General features: G+C 58.5%; 13 protein-coding genes and 2 pseudogenes. 4 read left to right on the top strand and 11 right to left on the bottom strand.

Going from position 1 to position 16,418, the window contains the following annotated elements; genetic code table 11:
• Positions 1-56: 56 nt before the first annotated feature.
• From recC to rppH, 9 genes and pseudogenes are all read right to left on the bottom strand, one after another.
• Positions 57-3,436: pseudogene (recC, locus tag HA48_RS18245) on the bottom strand (exodeoxyribonuclease V subunit gamma).
• Positions 3,437-3,517: 81 nt separating this feature from the next.
• Positions 3,518-3,811: a prepilin-type N-terminal cleavage/methylation domain-containing protein gene (locus tag HA48_RS18240; protein WP_128602588.1), complete on the bottom strand. Its 294-nt coding sequence runs from the start codon at positions 3,809-3,811 to the stop codon at positions 3,518-3,520.
• Positions 3,792-4,220, bottom strand: a complete 429-nt coding sequence (locus HA48_RS18235) for a DUF2509 family protein (RefSeq protein ID WP_128602587.1) — start codon at positions 4,218-4,220, stop codon at positions 3,792-3,794. The genes HA48_RS18240 and HA48_RS18235 overlap by 20 nt, the downstream gene beginning before the upstream one ends.
• Entirely contained in the window at positions 4,217-4,756 is a 540-nt protein-coding gene (locus HA48_RS18230; protein ID WP_128602586.1) for a prepilin peptidase-dependent protein, read from the bottom strand. Before HA48_RS18230 ends, HA48_RS18235 begins: the two co-directional genes overlap by 4 nt.
• The gene (locus HA48_RS18225) at positions 4,747-5,217 is read right to left on the bottom strand and encodes a prepilin-type N-terminal cleavage/methylation domain-containing protein (RefSeq protein WP_128602585.1); all 471 of its coding nucleotides are present in this window, start codon (positions 5,215-5,217) and stop codon (positions 4,747-4,749) included. The genes HA48_RS18230 and HA48_RS18225 overlap by 10 nt, the downstream gene beginning before the upstream one ends.
• A gap of 211 nt (positions 5,218-5,428) precedes the next feature.
• Positions 5,429-6,223 (bottom strand): thymidylate synthase, encoded by a 795-nt coding sequence (gene thyA, locus HA48_RS18220; RefSeq protein ID WP_128602584.1) that lies wholly within the window; start codon positions 6,221-6,223, stop codon positions 5,429-5,431.
• A pseudogene (gene lgt / locus HA48_RS18215) lies at positions 6,220-7,100 on the bottom strand (prolipoprotein diacylglyceryl transferase). The gene thyA and the pseudogene lgt overlap by 4 nt, the downstream one beginning before the upstream one ends.
• Positions 7,101-7,211: 111 nt before the next feature.
• Positions 7,212-9,458 carry a phosphoenolpyruvate--protein phosphotransferase gene (gene ptsP / locus HA48_RS18210; protein ID WP_128602583.1) on the bottom strand — a complete coding sequence of 749 codons (2,247 nt, stop codon included), beginning with the start codon at positions 9,456-9,458 and terminating at the stop codon, positions 7,212-7,214.
• Positions 9,459-9,470: 12 nt separating this feature from the next.
• Complete coding sequence (gene rppH / locus HA48_RS18205; protein WP_128602582.1) at positions 9,471-10,001, bottom strand: RNA pyrophosphohydrolase; 531 nt, start codon at positions 9,999-10,001, stop codon at positions 9,471-9,473.
• Between the two features lie 684 nt (positions 10,002-10,685).
• Between rppH and mutH the strand changes: the two genes are divergently transcribed.
• The 4 genes from mutH (at position 10,686) to HA48_RS18185 (ending at position 13,730) form a co-directional block, all read left to right on the top strand.
• The gene (mutH, locus tag HA48_RS18200) at positions 10,686-11,372 is read left to right on the top strand and encodes a DNA mismatch repair endonuclease MutH (RefSeq protein ID WP_128602581.1); all 687 of its coding nucleotides are present in this window, start codon (positions 10,686-10,688) and stop codon (positions 11,370-11,372) included.
• Between the two features lie 128 nt (positions 11,373-11,500).
• Positions 11,501-12,211, top strand: coding sequence for a TerC family protein (locus HA48_RS18195; protein ID WP_128602580.1), 711 nt, complete (start codon positions 11,501-11,503; stop codon positions 12,209-12,211).
• Between the two features lie 117 nt (positions 12,212-12,328).
• Positions 12,329-12,547 (top strand): YgdI/YgdR family lipoprotein, encoded by a 219-nt coding sequence (locus tag HA48_RS18190; RefSeq protein ID WP_128602579.1) that lies wholly within the window; start codon positions 12,329-12,331, stop codon positions 12,545-12,547.
• Positions 12,548-12,689: 142 nt separating this feature from the next.
• Entirely contained in the window at positions 12,690-13,730 is a 1,041-nt protein-coding gene (locus tag HA48_RS18185; protein WP_128602578.1) for an NADP(H)-dependent aldo-keto reductase, read from the top strand.
• Between the two features lie 136 nt (positions 13,731-13,866).
• On the opposite strand, the gene lplT is transcribed toward HA48_RS18185, so the two are convergent.
• Together lplT and aas are read right to left on the bottom strand one after the other, a co-directional pair.
• Positions 13,867-15,057 (bottom strand): lysophospholipid transporter LplT, encoded by a 1,191-nt coding sequence (gene lplT / locus HA48_RS18180; protein WP_128602577.1) that lies wholly within the window; start codon positions 15,055-15,057, stop codon positions 13,867-13,869.
• Positions 15,054-16,418: bifunctional acyl-ACP--phospholipid O-acyltransferase/long-chain-fatty-acid--ACP ligase (aas, locus tag HA48_RS18175; RefSeq protein WP_128602576.1), on the bottom strand; the 1,365-nt coding region annotated here is incomplete at its 5' end. The genes lplT and aas, both read right to left, overlap by 4 nt.

Raw genomic sequence — 16,418 nt, 5'->3', positions numbered from 1 at the left:
TAAAATAAGTCTGCTTTTTATATGTTGAGCAGGCCGCGCCTGACGCTGCCCGCTCGCTATTCATCATCCTGGTGTGCCAGACGTACCGGTAAGTACCACTGGCGTGCGGCAGCGATAATTGCCTGTATGGCGTCATCGTCCAGGGTACGGCACAGGCGTTGCAGATAGGGATCGCTGCCCTCCCCCTCCACCTGAAAACCACCCTGCCAGGCTTGCTGCAGTTTGTTAAGTGCCTTTTTCTGCGTGGCATCATCGTCCAGCAGCTGGCCGGTTTTCTTGTCAAAACTCGCCTCCAGCCAGGCACCGCCAGACTTATTCAGAAGCATAAGCGGCTGCGCTAAGCCGGCTTCACAGGCGGTGACATAGTCGGTAAGCCGTGCGCACGCCTCATCAGCAGAGAGCGCATTAAAGCGCCAGCGGCTCTGTTTGCGTCCGTACATGCGGCTGGTGCCGTTGCCACCCAGCGCGCAGTACACTAAGTGCTCCAGCCATAAAAGCAGACCGTCATTCATATTAAGCACGCCCGGACGCCAGCGCAGCAGCCCATCAGCTTGCACCTGGGTCAGCCAGCCGGTCAACTGCACTGTGCCCAGGATCAGATTGACTTCCCGGTTTTCAGACGGCAAGCGCTGACCGCTGACTTCCGCCGCCACATCCTGCATCTCTTCGGTCTGACTCTGCCAGAAAAGTTCCCCAAATGCCCCGTAAGGCAGGTTTCCCGCCGCCCGGTGGCGCGCATACAGCTGCTGCGGATCATCACCGTTTACCAGCGCATTCAGCAGTTGTGCATTGATCTGGTAGCGCTCAAGGCTGTCCGGGGCGAAAGGCTCGCTGTCCGGCAGCTCGCTCTCCTCCATCCAGAAAGCGACACCCAGACGCTGCTGGAACCAGGCGCGCACCGGATGGCGCCAGAAGCGCAGTAGCTGCTCCAGCGACATAAGCGTGAGCGGCTGCACCGGTAGCGGCTGCACAAATTCTGGCTGCGCCACGCCGCTCTGGCTGGCGGCGGGCAGCCACTCTGCGGCAAAGCTCTGTTTATAAGAGCCGGGCTGGTAATTTTCAGCGGCAAACGGCATGCGGCTGTGCAAATTCTGCAGGTGTTCACGCACGTGCTGCTCGCTGACATCCGGCTCGCTCTCTTCATCGCCGGGCAGGCAGAAGCTCTGCGCCAGGTAGTCCACCAGTTCGCTCACCAGCACCGAGGGGTAGCGCTCGGTATTGTCCTGAATGGCTCGCCCGATGTAGCTGATATAGAGCTGCTGCTGCGCTGAAATCAGCGCTTCGAGGAACAGATAGCGATCGTCATCGCGACGGCTGCGATCACCTTTGCGCATGTGCTGCTGCATCAGATCAAACCCCAGCGGCGCGATGGTGCGCGGATAGACGCCGTCGTTCATGCCCAGCAGGCAAACCACTTTGAACGGAATAGAACGCATCGGCATCAGGGTACAGAAGTTGACCGGGCCGGCGAGGAAGCGCTGACTGATACGCTGCTGATCGAGGCGCGAGCGCAGCTCATCACGCAGCAAGGTTACCGGTATGGGCTGCGCATACGTCGCCTGCATCCCCTGGCTGATAATTTGCTGCCACTCGGTCTCCACCAGCAGCAGCGCGGCCTCGCTCTCTGCGTCGCCGCTGAAGAAGCTTTCGATCAGCTCACGACATAGCGGCAGCCACTCTGGCAGCGTGCGCTCTTCAGCAAGACGCGCTCGCCAGCTATCGAGCCGCGACAAGAGTTCGGCCAGATGGCCGGCCAGTTCGGCGATCAGGCCGCTGGATTCGTCATACGGCAGAATGCCCTGCCAGTCGCCGTGGTGGCTCTCCAGCGCGTAGCCGAGCAGCATACGCTGCAGGCCGAAGCGCCAGGTGTGTTGTCCGGTCACGGGCAGTGCCAGCGCCTCTACGCTGGCATCATCCAGCCCCCAGCGAATGCCTGACTCCATCACCCAGCGGCGCAGCAGACGTAAGCCGCTCTCATCCACCGAGAAGCGCTGCGCCAGCGCCGGTACTTCCAGCAGCGCCAGCACCTCTTCAGAGGCGAAGCGACTTTCCGGCAGGGTCAGCAGGCTGAGCAGCGCCAGAATAGCCGGATGCGCCTGGCTGGCACGACGGTCCGAGATGGCAAACGGCAGGTAGCGCTCTGGCGGGGCGCTGGCAAAGGCCGCCTGAATAAAGGGAGCGTAGCTGTCGATATCCGCGACCATGACAATAATGTCACGCGGCTTGAGCTGCGGATCGGCTTCCATCAGGGCCAGCAGATGATCCTGCAGCACCTCCACTTCCCGCTGTGCGCTATGGCACACCTGCAGGGTGATGGAGCGATCGTTAGGCGCAAGCAGACGCTTTCTCCGGCTGTCGGCCAGTTCACCTGCGCTAAGGCCGATCACCGCGTGGTCATCAAGATTAAGCAGATCGGCCTGCAGGCAGTGCAGCAGGTTATCGGGCGGTATGTCGACAAAGGCATCGATGTCATTTGCCGACGACTCCATCTGGCTGAGCAGGAACAGGTTATCGCGCCCCAGCTTGCCCCACGACGCCAGCAGCGGGTTGGTCAGCTGCTGCTCTCCACTGTCATTAAACAGGGTTGGCGCTGCCTCCGGATCGCGGAATAGCGGCTGCGTCTCTTCCGAGTGCAGCAGGCGGCGCTGGCGGCTTTGTAGCTTCGCCAGGAACGCATAATCCTGAATATCCCCCCAGTAGTGGCGGCAAGGTTGGTGAACAACAGATGAATATCAATGTGACGCCCCAGCGCCTCCAGCGCCTGAATATAGATGGGGGGCAGTGCTGAGATGCCACAGATGAACACGCGCTGCGGCAGACCTGGCGGCGCGCTGTGCGCCTGCTCCAGCGCCTGAATAAAGCGCGCATAGAGGTTAGCACGGTGCCACATCGGCTGGCCGAGGCTCTCGGTAAAGCTGACCAGATCGCGCCAGAGCGCGGCCTGCCACTGCTGTGATTCGCCCGGACCGGCCACCAGCTCACCGCGCTCCCAGCTATTGAGCCAGTCGGCACGGTAGACAAGATACTGGTCAAAGAGATCGGCTACGCGCGCGCTAAGCTGATAGAGCTTACGCTTATCATCGTCGTCATGCAGATAGAGCCGCAGCGGCTGAAACTCCTCGCGCTCCAGCAGCACAGGCAGCCGGTGCATCAGCTTCCAGCTCATGCTGGCTTTGGTGAATGCGCTCTCTTCCGGAATCCCCGGTAGCACTTTGACGAACATGTTCCAGATAAAGGTCGCGGGCAGCGGAAAATCGATGTTGGCGGCGATACCAAAGCTGTGCGCCAGTTCCATTTGCAGCCATTGTGCCATTCCGGGACTTTGCACCAGCACCTGCTCCGCAGCAAGCGGATCGGCGAGTGGTTGATTTTCAATCAGAATCCCTGCCAGATTTTTCAACAGATCGAGCTGATTGGAATGGTAAACCCGGAACATAAGTCTCCTTGTGAAAGGGAAAGCGGTGCAGCCCGGTCACTCTACCTGTAAACGGTAGCGATGCCTATTCCCGTGCTCACCTTAGTGGCAATTGAGCCGCGCCAGCGTGGCTGCCCGCTGCTGCGGTCCGGTCACGGTAACGCGATTGAGCACGCAGCCGCCCGGCATCGTTTGCGGCTGGTGCTGGCTGACCCAGCCATCGACCTCGCGCCCCAGCAGAACCTGCCCCGCCACCTGCCACGCCTGGTGCTGATGCCACTGCTGGCTGAACCCCAGCGCCAGCGCACGATGGTACTGCAGCAGGGTGCTGATGGTCATTGCCAGCAGCAGCATCGCCACCAGCGTTTCGGCCAGGCTAAAGCCCTGCTGGCTCATCCTGCGGCGGACACAGCTCCGCCTTCGCCAGCGGGCAGTAGTCGATCCAGCCGTGCGGCTGCGTTTGCAGCGCGCTGGCGTGCAGCGACACCTGGCGGAACAGCCATAGCGTGCTCCCGGCGCGGCGCCCCGATAACAAACCATCGTCATCCTCCCTGTGCAACAGGCAGCTTTGCCACTGCTGCTCTGCTTCAGACTGGCACTGCCAGCTATCTGCCTGCGGCCAGTTTTGCCGTAGGCCCCACTCCAGCGCGGCCTGTGCCTGCCAGTAATCCTGATGGTGCTGCTGCGCATCAGCCACCAGCGGCATACTCTGCGCAAGCCGGGTACGCGTAGCATGTAGCGTCATGCCGCCCAACAGCAGCAGCATCAGCACCATGCCGAGCGTACTGTTACCCTGCTGATTCACAGATTAAGCCCCTCTATCCAGCGCACCAGCGCCACATCCTGTGTCCCGACGTGTCCCGCCAGCTGTAGCTGCAACCGGGTGTGGCTGCGCTCAACGCTGAAACTGTCGATGACGAGGAAGGCCGGATCGGTCAGGCGCTCCCAGCCGCTGCTGTTGCACTCATCCACACCGCGCTGCATCTCCAGTTGTCCACTGCGCAGCCGGTAGCCATACAGGTCGCTTTCACTGTGTCCCACCCCTTCCCAGCGCCCGTTGCTGTTTTCATCCCAGCGCAACAGCACGCAGCTGCCGCCGGCAACCAGCGTCAGCGCCGGACCAGCGCACTGGCCGTGACAGTAGCCTGCCCGACGCAGCGCTTTCTCCAGCGTACCGGCGATCTGCTGCAGCTCCTGTTGCAGCTGTACCCGCTGCTGAAGCTGCAGATTTTGTGCCAGCAGCAGGGGCAGAAAGCGCCCCACGCTAAGCATCAATACCGCGCCAATCGCCATGGCGAGCAGCATCTCCAGCAGGCTGAAACCCCGCTCGGCTATTCGCATCCCTTCTCTCCCGGCTGGCAGGCTCGAATGCGCGCTCTGGCAGAGATAATCAGCCGCCAGCGCCCGGTAACGTTCTCAATATCTATGCTGCCGGGCCGGGCTACATCGCGCCGGCCATAGAAGCCTGGCTCGCCAGTTAAGGCTGCGATGCGCACGCCGGCATAGGGTGGCTGAAACTGCCAGCGCGAGCCTGACAGGCACCCCTCTGCGGGTTTGGGTCCGGCGCCGAGACAGCCGCGATCGCCGGGCTGAAGCCACAGACTGAGATCGCGATTGTGCCAGCTGGCGTGCGCCCGCAGACGCAGCAGAAAGCCCTGAAGCTGCAGCACGCTCTCACGAAGCTGCTGGTACTGCTGCCAGCGCTGCCAGCCCTGTAACGCGCTCAGGCTGAGAATGCCGGCAATGATCATCACCAGCAGCAGTTCCGGCAGGGTGAAGCCGCTGGCGTCGTTTCTCTTCATGGCGCTAATCTGCTCTTACGCCACGTCGGTAACAAGCGGCAACCGGGCGCGCTGGAAAGCATCACGCAGGATATTTTACGGCTATACAGGCAGGTACAGATTTTTGCGAGCGGGATTCAGTTATGTGGGCACTGACGGTGAGCTTCAGGGCGCAGGCGAGGCGCAAAAAAAAGCCCTGCGTATGGGCAGGGCTACGGCTCTATGGCGGATGTTATACGGCGACCGGCGCTTTGATGGCCGGATGCGGGTCATACCCTTCAATCTCAAAATCTTCAAATTGATAATCGAAGATAGAGTCCGGTTTACGTTTGATAACCAGCTTCGGCAGCGGACGCGGTTCGCGCGTTAACTGCAAACGCGCCTGCTCAAGGTGATTGCTGTACAGATGGGTATCGCCACCGGTCCAGACAAAATCGCCTGGCTCAAGATCGCACTGCTGCGCCACCATGTGCACCAGCAGCGCATAGCTGGCGATATTAAACGGCAGGCCGAGGAAAATATCGCACGAGCGCTGATACAGCTGACATGAGAGTTTACCATTCGCGACATAGAACTGGAAAAAAGCGTGGCACGGCGCCAGCGCCATCTGATCCAGCTCGCCAACGTTCCAGGCGGAGACGATGATGCGGCGTGAATCCGGATCGCGTTTCAGCTGCTCAATCACCTTGCTGATCTGGTCGATCTGCTCGCCGGAGGCACTGCCCCAGCTGCGCCACTGTTTGCCATAAACCGGGCCCAGATCGCCCTGCTCATCCGCCCACTCATCCCAGATAGTGACCTTGTTCTCTTTCAGGTAACCAATATTGGTCTCCCCTTTCAGGAACCATAACAGCTCATGAATGATTGAGCGCAGATGCACTTTCTTGGTGGTCACCAGGGGAAAACCGTCCTGCAAATTGAAACGCATCTGGTGGCCAAAAATGGAGAGCGTGCCGGTGCCGGTACGGTCGGCCTTTTCTGCGCCTTCATTCAGCACGTGTTGCATCAGGTCCAGATACTGTTTCATTTTACCTCTCGGGTTTGCTGCTGCGGGCGACGACGATACGCCCAAACCATCATGATGATACCGGCCAGAATCATCGGAACGGACAGAATCTGGCCCATACTGATACCGCCCTCAAACAGGCCGAGCTGCGCATCGGGCTGGCGGAAGAACTCGACGATAATACGGAACGCGCCGTAGCCAATCAGGAACAGGCCGGAGACGCTGCCCATCGGGCGCGGTTTGCGAATAAACAGGTTCAGAATAATGAACAGCACGAGGCCCTCAAGGCACAGCTCATAGAGCTGCGACGGGTGACGCGGCAGCACGCCGTACGTGTTCAGTAGCGCCTGATATTGCGGATTGTTCGCGGCCAACGCGAGATCTTCGCTGCGTGAACCCGGGAACAGCATGGCAAATTTGAAATCCGGTGCCACTCGGCCCCACAGCTCGCCGTTGATAAAGTTGCCAAGCGACCGGCCCCCAAGCCAAACGGAATCAGGGGCGCAATGAAATCAGCGACCTGGAAGAAAGTGCGTTTGGTGCGGCGCGCAAAGATCAGCATCACCACAATCACGCCGATCAGACCACCGTGGAAGGACATCCCGCCATCCCACACCTTGAACAGGTAGAGCGGATTCTCCAGGAACAGCGGCAGGTTGTAGAACAGCACGTAACCGATACGGCCACCGAGGAAGACGCCGAGGAAGCCGGCATACAGCAGGTTCTCAACTTCCTCTTTTTTCCAGCCGCTGCCGGGTTTATTGGCACGGCGCACCGCCAGCCACATAGCAAAGATAAAGCCGACCAGATACATCAAACCGTACCAGTGCAGCGAAACCGGTCCGATGGAGAAAATCACCGGATCGAATTGGGGGAACGAAATGTAGCCGTTAGTCATCTTTCACCATCGATTTTTCTGCCCACAAGGGCGTGGCTAAAGGGCCATACAATAAAAGGCTGCGCATCATAGCACAGCCGCTTTTCACAATTTCCGCAGAAATGTAAACAGTTAGCGCCCGCCGCGAATCAAACCACCCAGTCCGCGCTGCTCCATAAAAGCAGAGACCAGCTGACGCACGTCGGAGGCGGTATGCGCCACCAGGCCCTGCTGGCTCAGTTGCTGCGTCTCTTCATAATCAAGGTGACGCAGCAGATATTTCACACGCGGAATGTTCTTGCCGTTCATGCTGAGGTGGTGATAGCCCAGACCGACCAGCAGCGCAACGCACATTGGATCGCCCGCCATTTCACCACACAGGCAGAGCTGCAGTTTGGCCTCACGGGCTTCGCTGGCGATCACCTGCAGCGCGCGCAGCATTGCCGGATGCAGCGGATCGTACAGGTTTGCCACGCGGGTGTTATTGCGATCAACCGCCAGCAGATACTGCGTGAGATCGTTGGTACCGACCGAGATAAAATCGACGCGATCCGCCAGATGCGGGATCAGAAACAGCATCGAAGGTACTTCGATCATCACGCCGATGCGCGGCTTCGGTATCACATAGCCGAGCATCTCCTCGACTTCACGACCGGCGCGATCGATCAGCCTGCGCGCATCGTCGATCTCGTCGATATGGCTGATCATCGGCAGCAGAATGCTCAGGTTGCCGGACGCCGCGTTAGCGCGCAGCATGGCGCGCACCTGCACCAAAAAGATCTCGGGCTGATCGAGCGTCAGGCGAATTCCGCGCCAGCCGAGACAGGGATTCTCCTCGCTGATCGGCATATAGGGCAGCTGTTTATCGGCGCCGACGTCCAGCGTACGCAGCGTGACGGGCTTGTCGTAAAACAGCTGCAGCATGCCCTGATATTGCGCCACCTGCTCCTCTTCGGACGGGAAACCGTTTTGCAGCATGAACGGAATTTCCGTGCGATACAGGCCAATGCCATCAACCCAGTTGTCCAGCGCCTGCTCGTGTTCCGGACTGAGGCCGGCATTGAGCATCACCTGAACGCGCTCGCCGCTTTTCAGCTCGCCGGGCTGATCGACCGCCCCTTCCGCCATTTTACTCAGCGCGTTCTCTTCGCTGATTAAGCGCTGATACTCCTGCACCAGTACCGGTTCAGGATCGATCAGCACTTCGCCGCGATAGCCATCTACCACCAGCAGGCGTTTATTCAGCTGCGAAGGCAGAATGTCCGCGCCCATCACGGTTGGAATGCCCATGGCCCGCGTCAGAATAGCGGCGTGCGAGTTGGCGGCGCCATCGCGGACGACCACACCGGCTAATCGCTCCTGCGGCAGCTCCGCCAGGGTGGTGGCCGTCAGCTCATCCGCCACCAGCACAAAGCGCTCCGGCCAGGCATTGGTGCCCACCAGTGTGTCGTCGAGGTGAAACAGCAGACGCTGACCGAGCACGCGCAGGTCGCCGGCGCGCTCGCGAAGATACTGGTCCTGCAGGCTGGCAAACTGCGCGGCAAACTTCTCAATAACGGTTTTCACCGCCCACTCCGCCACCGAGCCGCGCTCAATCTCAGCAAAGAGATCTTTTTTCAGGCGCGCATCGGTGAGCAGGTGTGAATAGAGATCGAAGATCGCCGCGCTCTCTTTTTGCACGCTGGCGGTAAAGCGTTTGCTGAAGCGGCGAAACTCATTGCCGGCTTCGCCCATGGCGACGATCAGACGTTCGCGTTCGCGTTGTGGATCGAGCGTTGAGGCCGCTGACACCTGATCGAGCAAGGGCTGCGTTTCATCCACCCAGCCTGGCGCCACAGCAACACCCGGCGCGGCGGCAATCGCTTTCACCCGCGTCTGGCGGAACTGACCGAACAGCTGACCGAGCTGTGACTGTGACAGTAACGCAGCCATCTGCGTTGCCAGCGTCACAAGGAATGACTCTTCGCTCTCGTCAAACTGGCGGTGTTCGCGCTGTTGTACCACCAGCACGCCCAGCAGCTGACGACGGCTGATAATCGGCACGCCAAGGAACGAGCGGTAGCGCTCTTCTTTCACGGAGGGGATGTATTTAAAACTGGGGTGACTCTGCGCATCGGCAAGGTTGATTGGTTCGGCCAGGCGGCCCACCAGCCCGACGATCCCTTCGTCGAACGCCAGCGTAACGGTGCGACCGCGCGGCTTTTTCAGCCCGCGCGTCGCCATCAGGTAGTAGCAACGACGATCGTGATCGGCGAGGTAAACCGAGCAGACCTCGGTTTCCATCGCAAAGCAAATTTCGTTTACCAGAATGTCGAGTGCTTCATTCAGACGCGGTGCACTCGCCACCTTCTCTACTATTTCGCGCAACTGAGTGAGCATAAACGGCGTGGCCTATCCTCTTTTACGTCGATGGGCGGCGTTATGATTGCGCTGCCCCGCACTCTCCTGCATAGACATCACCACGCCAGCGAATTCTTTCATCACGCGGCGATAGACATCGCGCTTGAAAGAGACAACCTGACGTACCGGATACCAAAAACTCACCCAGCGCCAGCCGTCAAACTCCGGCGTGCTGCTGTGTTGCACATTGATATCCGCGTCACTACACATCAACTGCAGAAGAAACCACTTTTGTTTCTGGCCGATACACACCGGCTTTGTGTCCCAACGCACCAAACGTTTTGGCAACTTGTAACGTAACCAGTTACGGGTTGAAGCAAGTATTCGAACATCTTTGCGGTGTAAACCCACCTCTTCGAACAGTTCGCGATACATCGCCTGTTCAGCGGTTTCACCCGGATTGATGCCTCCCTGAGGAAACTGCCAGGAGTGCTGTCCAAAGCGCCTGGCCCATAACACTTGTCCCTGCCTGTTACAGATTACGATACCAACATTCGGGCGGTAGCCATCATCATCGATCACTGGACTACCTCAAAGCTAAATTTGAATAGCCTGATTGTTTCACACTCCTTACAGGCGGTAAACCACTGGATAACCGGGGTCATATCCGAATAAAAAAGGGATAACTCACAGAGTTGACCTAAGTTATAAACAGCAGGTGCTATTTATGGTCGATCTTATTCACCTTTTCTGTGGATAGCTATGTGCAGAACACGGGAATTAGTTGAATAACAGCTTAAGAAAATTCTCACAGCTGCGCCGCACAATAGCACAAAAAAGGCCATTATTCAGGGGGATAGGCTTTTATCAAGGGCAAACTGATGGACGGACTGATGTGCGTAAACCGGCGATCATTTATAACTGCTCAAAGATCCATCACCGCGCTTTTTATCCACAGAGAATGTCCTAAACCTGGTCAGATAACGGAAAAAAAGCGTTCAAACTGGCAAAGTCAAGGCTGTAAATCGAAACAGGGGTGGATAAAACCCGGGTTATCCCATTTTTCTGTGGATAACTGGGCCTGTGATCCTGTTCATTGTCGATAACAAGCCGGGATAACCTTGCTATAGCATTGACACGCTTTAGACAATGGCTTTAAAAAAGCATGCTGAATCATGTTATTATCACGTTTATCACGGGCAGCAGGATGTGGACAAATTGCACCTGCCTCCACTGTACAAAATTCAACCAACCACGAGTTTTGCTATGCCATCCCCCTCTTTATTGCCTGTACCGCCCCATGATGAAGCGGAACTCCTTCAGCGCGCACAGCAGCTGGCCGGCCAGACATTTGCAGCGCTGGCCATGCAGCTGGGCTTGCCGATGCCGGCTGATTTAAAGCGTGATAAAGGTTGGGTTGGCATGCTGCTTGAGCTCCACCTTGGCGCCAGCGCCGGCAGTAAAGCGGAGCAGGATTTCGCCCATCTTGGTATCGAGCTGAAGACCATCCCGGTTGATGCGCAGGGAAAACCGCTGGAGACCACATTTGTCTGCGTCGCCCCTTTAACCGGCACCAGCGGCGTTACCTGGCAAACCAGCCACGTGCGCCACAAGCTGGCGCGGGTGTTATGGATTCCGGTTGAGGGCGACCGTGCCATTCCGCTGGCCGAACGCCGCGTGGGATCGCCCCTGTTGTGGCAACCCAGCGAAGAGGAGGATCGGCAACTGCGTGAGGATTGGGAGGAGCTGATGGATATGATCGTGCTGGGCCAGGTAGAGCGCATCACCGCACGCCACGGCGCCTGGCTGCAAATCCGCCCTAAAGCGGCTAACAGTAAAGCGCTGACCGAAGCGATCGGCGAGCATGGCGAACCGATCATGACGCTACCGCGCGGATTTTACCTGAAGAAAACGTTCACCGGACCGCTGCTCGCCCGCCATTTCCTGCTGTAAGCACACACCGCTTTTTTTGTGCCTTACATCATGCCGTTCACTGACGTGCTGGCGGCGGTTAGCTTTAGGCGACTCGTGCTGCACCGTGTATAATTCCCGTTTACTTTTCGTTTAGGATTGAATGATTCATGTTTGACTGGATTGCTGATCCCAATGCCTGGCTGGCGCTGGGAACGTTGACCATTCTTGAAGTTGTACTGGGCATTGATAACATTATCTTCCTGTCGCTGGTGGTGGCAAAACTCCCCAAACACCAGCAAAACCGCGCGCGTCGGCTGGGGTTGATGGGTGCGATGCTGATGCGCCTTGGGCTGCTGGCATCCATCGCCTGGGTGGTGCGTTTAACTAATCCGCTGTTTTCCGTCATGGATCACGCCTTCTCAGCGCGCGATCTGATCCTGTTGTTCGGCGGCCTGTTTCTGCTGTGGAAATCCAGCATGGAGATCCATGAAACCATTGAAGGCGGTGAAGAGGAGCATAAAACCAATGTGCACTCCTTCTTCGGGGCTATCGTGCAGATCATGCTGCTGGACATCATCTTCAGCCTGGATTCGGTGATTACCGCGGTCGGTCTCTCCGATCATCTGTTCATTATGATGGCAGCAGTGGTCATTGCCGTACTGATGATGATGTTCGCCGCACGCACTATCGGCGAGTTTGTTGAGCGCCACCCGTCAGTCAAAATGCTGGCACTGGCGTTCTTAATTCTGGTCGGTTTTACCCTGATCCTTGAGAGTTTTGGTATGCATGTACCAAAAGGATACATTTATTTTGCGATGTTCTTCTCAATGGCGGTAGAGTGCCTGAACCTGATGCGCAGCCGGAAAAACAGCGCGTAAAGATGTCAAGGGCGAGCGCATCTCGCCCTGTTATTTTAGGAATGATGCGATTACTCCGGCTGGCGAAAGCATTTATTACTACACTTTTGCTGTTGAAGTGGTTTGAGGGAGCTGAGAATGAGAGGGTTAGTAAGTGCAGTGGGCCTGGTACTGGTTGCATTAACATTAAGCGGCTGTAGCAGTGATTATGTCATGGCGACCAAAGATGGCCGCATGATCATGACCGACGGTAAACCGTCAATCGATAAAGAGACGGGCCTGGTGCAGTATACCGATGAACAGGGCCATGTTATGCAGATCAATGGTGACGAAGTTTCCACCATCATTGAGCGTTAAGTGCCAAATTTTGCCGCCTGCACACTTTTCCCCCTGTGCGGGCGATTTCCCGAACTTTCCCCCCTTCCTTCCGCGCCACTTCACAGGCTATAGTCCCTGAGAACACAACATTCCATTTCATAATGAAAAAAGGAAGCCGGCAATGCATTATCACCGTATCCCCCATAGCACACTGGAAGTTAGTCAGCTGGGGTTAGGCACGATGACGTTTGGTGAGCAGAACAGCGAAGCCGACGCCCATGAACAACTTGATTACGCCGTTAGCCAGGGCATTAACCTGATCGATACTGCAGAGATGTATCCGGTACCACCGCGTCCGGAGACGCAGGGCCTGACCGAACAGTACATCGGCAGCTGGCTGAAAGCGCGCGGCAGCCGTGACAAGATTATTCTGGCAAGCAAAGTGGCCGGCCCGGTGCGCGGTACTGATGCCCTTATTCGCCCTCATCAGGCGCTGGATCGCAAAAACATCCGCGAAGCGCTGGATGCCAGCCTGAAACGCCTGAATACCGATTATCTCGATCTCTACCAGCTGCACTGGCCGCAGCGTCAGACCAACTACTTTGGCAAACTCGGCTATGAGTACAGCGACAATACCGCTACCGTGACGCTGCTGGAGACGCTGGAAGCGCTGACCGAGCAGGTGCGCGCCGGCAAGATCCGCTACATTGGCGTCTCCAATGAAACCGCGTGGGGCGTGATGCGCTATCTGCAGCTGGCAGAGAAGCATGAGCTGCCGCGCATCGTCTCCATTCAGAACCCCTACAGCCTGCTGAACCGCAGCTTTGAGGTGGGTCTGGCGGAGATCAGTCAGCACGAGGGCGTTGAGCTGCTGGCTTACTCCAGCCTGGCGTTTGGCACGCTCAGCGGTAAGTACCTGAACGGTGCGAAACCGGCGGGTGCGCGCAATACGCTGTTCAGCCGCTTCACCCGTTACAGCGGTGAGCAGTCACAGCAGGCGATTGCCGCCTATGTAGCGCTGGCGAAGAAGCACCAGCTTGATCCTTCGCAGATGGCGCTGGCCTATGTGCGTCAGCAGCCGTTTGTCGCCAGCACCCTGCTGGGCGCAACCACCCTGGATCAGCTGAAGATTAACGTGGAGAGCTTTAACCTGACGCTGAGCAGCGAAGTGTTAGAGGAGATCGAAGCGATTCACCGTCAGTATACCTACCCGGCACCGTAATCATCCTGGTGCGCGTTAACGCGCACCCTGGAGATTTGTTACCCTGGCGTACGCGCTGTGGTTTTGGTGCTCCTGACGTCAGCTCCGGGCTATTGTAGGGTCGCCATTAATGCGACCTGGCCCATCGCTGTGCCGCTCAGCGACGCGATCTCCACCACAGCACGGCAATCGCCATGGCGAACAGGGCGCCGAAGCCTACCCCCGTCGCGACCGCAGGCGCACCCAGCTTAATCGCCACGGTATAGACCCCCAGCATCAGCAGCATCGCGCTATTCTCGCCAAGATTCTGCACCGCAATCGCGTTGCCTGAACCCACGGTATCTTTGCCGCGCTCCTGCAGCAGCGCATTCAGCGGCACCACAAAGAAGCCGCCCAGCGCGCCGATCAGCATCAGCACCAGATACGCATTCAGCAGACTGTGCTGCAGCGAGAACACCACCACCATCACACCAATCAGCACGCCAGCCGGCATACAGCGCCGTACCGTCTCCAGCGTAACCAGTTTTGCCGCCGCCGCCGCGCCGATCACGATACCGATCGCCACCATCGCGTTCAGCGTGGTCGGCGTTTTGTTATCGGTGATACCGAGCGCCACCGGCACCCACAGTACCAGCAGGAAACGCAGCGTCACGCCCGCGCCCCAGAACAGGCTGGTGCCCAGCAACGAAAAGCGCGTTTCGCCGTTACGCCACAGCAGCTGCGCAGAGGCGACAAAACTGCGCAGCATGGCGCCAAAATGCCAGCTCTGGCCCGGACGTGCCGCCTGCAGGCGCGGAATAAAGATATTCGCCACTACCGCCAGCGCGTACGTCAGCGCACAGACAATCAGCGCGGCCAGCAGATTCCAGTCCGCCAGCACGCCGCCCGCCACCGAACCGAGCAGGATCGCCGCAATGGTCGATGACTCCATCAGGCCGTTGGCCTTTACAAGGCGCGGTCCCTGAGTGATCTCGGTCAGAATGCCGTACTTGGCCGGCGAATAGGCCGCTGCGCCAATCCCGACCAGCGTATAGCCGAGGAAGGGGTTAAATCCAAAGCAGACGATCAGCGCCCCCAGCAGCTTCAGGCTGTTGGCGAACATCATCACGCGCCCTTTGGCAAAGCTGTCCGCCATCTGCCCGACAAACGGTGCGAGCAGAATGTAAGTGGCCACAAACAGCATCTGCAGGATCGGCTGGCTCCAGTCCGGATAGTGCTGATTTTTCAGCACCGCCAGCGTGGCGAACAGCAGTGCGTTATCGCCAAACGCCGAGAAAAACTGCGCAACGATCACCGCAATCATGCTGCGCGACAGCAGCGGTGCCGGCGCATTGGCTGACGGGCTCATGCCTTCTCCTCTTCCGCCAGCTGTTTCAGGCTGACGTAATCCGGTTTGCCGCTGCCCAGCATCGGGAGCTGCTTCATAAAGCGGATATCACGCGGCACCGCCAGCTCTGGCGCACCGATTTCACGCGCGGCGCGCTGCAGCTGGTCACGGCTCAGTTCGCTATCGGTGGTAAACAGCACCAGCGCTTCGCCGCGGTTGCCGTCCGGTCGCAGCGAGGCAGCGTGCTGCTTCTCCGCTGAAGCCTTCAGCGCAATCTGCTCTACGATCTCCAGCGATACCATCTCCCCGGCGATTTTGGCGAAGCGTTTGGCGCGCCCCTGAATCTGACAAAAGCCGCCGTCATCAAAGCTGACGATGTCGCCCGTGTCATACCAGCCCGCTTCGCTTTCGCCTTCACCGTTATCGGCAACGGGCGGCTCCAGCACGCCCGGATTCTCCACGCGCAGATAGCCATTCATGATGTTAGGGCCGCGCAGCTGCAGCCGTCCGCCCTGCTCAATGCCCGGCACCGAAATCAGACGCGAATCCATGCCTGGCAGGATGCGGCCCACGGTATGGGTTTTGGCTGCCATCGGCACATTGATCGCCACCACCGGCGCGCACTCCGTCACGCCATAGCCTTCGAGGATGCGGATGCCGTACTTCTCCATATAGATCTGGCGCGTGCCCTCCTGCAGCTTTTCCGCCCCGGCGACCACATAACGCAGACGCGCAAAGTCGTAAGGATTGGCAAAACGCGCATAGTTGCCGAGGAAGGTTGAGGTGCCAAACAGCACGGTGCAGTTACGGTCATAGACCAGCTCCGGCACGATGCGGTAGTGCAGCGGGCTGGGGTAGAGAAACACCTGCGCCCCGGTCAGCAGCGGCGTAAACAGGCCCACGGTTAAGCCAAAGGCGTGGAACAGCGGCAGGGCCGACATAAAGCGGTCACGCGGAGTGAAATCGGCCACGGTGCGAATCTGCTCCACGTTCGCGAGCAGGCTCTTATGTGAATGCACCACGCCTTTTGGGTTGCCCTCTGAACCCGAGGTAAACAGCACCATTGCCGCATCTTCCGGCTGCTGCGGCAGCTGGGCACGGTGCGGCATCAGCAGATGGCCGAAGATCCACAGCTTATCCTGCAGCGTCACGGTATCTTTCAGATCTTCCAGATAGATCCACTGCACCTCGTTCAGGCCCTGCGGCAGATGCCACAGATTCCCCTTCTCCAGGAACTGACGTGAGGTAAACACGGTTTTCACCTGCGAGGCGGTCAGCGCCGCACGCATACCGTTCACACCCGCGGTGTAGTTGAGCATCGCCGGAATACGGCCGCGCAGCGAAGCGCCAAGGATGGCGGCTGCCGTCACCGTCGCGTTCGG

The sequence above is a fragment of the Pantoea wallisii genome, assembly GCF_002095485.1.
Taxonomy (GTDB): domain Bacteria; phylum Pseudomonadota; class Gammaproteobacteria; order Enterobacterales; family Enterobacteriaceae; genus Pantoea; species Pantoea wallisii.
This window is presented reverse-complemented; position numbering and strand designations above follow the sequence as displayed.

Excerpts from the sequence above, each read along its gene's own strand:
- mutH (WP_128602581.1), top strand. The coding sequence starts at position 10,686 with ATGCCATCCCCCTCTTTATTGCCTGTACCGCCCCATGATGAAGCGGAA.
- HA48_RS18195 (WP_128602580.1), top strand. The coding sequence starts at position 11,501 with ATGTTTGACTGGATTGCTGATCCCAATGCCTGGCTGGCGCTGGGAACG.
- ptsP (WP_128602583.1), bottom strand. The coding sequence starts at position 9,458 with ATGCTCACTCAGTTGCGCGAAATAGTAGAGAAGGTGGCGAGTGCACCG.
- lplT (WP_128602577.1), bottom strand. The coding sequence starts at position 15,057 with ATGAGCCCGTCAGCCAATGCGCCGGCACCGCTGCTGTCGCGCAGCATG.
- thyA (WP_128602584.1), bottom strand. The coding sequence starts at position 6,223 with ATGAAACAGTATCTGGACCTGATGCAACACGTGCTGAATGAAGGCGCA.
- HA48_RS18185 (WP_128602578.1), top strand. The coding sequence starts at position 12,690 with ATGCATTATCACCGTATCCCCCATAGCACACTGGAAGTTAGTCAGCTG.
- HA48_RS18225 (WP_128602585.1), bottom strand. The coding sequence starts at position 5,217 with ATGAAGAGAAACGACGCCAGCGGCTTCACCCTGCCGGAACTGCTGCTG.
- HA48_RS18240 (WP_128602588.1), bottom strand. The coding sequence starts at position 3,811 with ATGAGCCAGCAGGGCTTTAGCCTGGCCGAAACGCTGGTGGCGATGCTG.
- HA48_RS18190 (WP_128602579.1), top strand. The coding sequence starts at position 12,329 with ATGAGAGGGTTAGTAAGTGCAGTGGGCCTGGTACTGGTTGCATTAACA.
- HA48_RS18230 (WP_128602586.1), bottom strand. The coding sequence starts at position 4,756 with ATGCGAATAGCCGAGCGGGGTTTCAGCCTGCTGGAGATGCTGCTCGCC.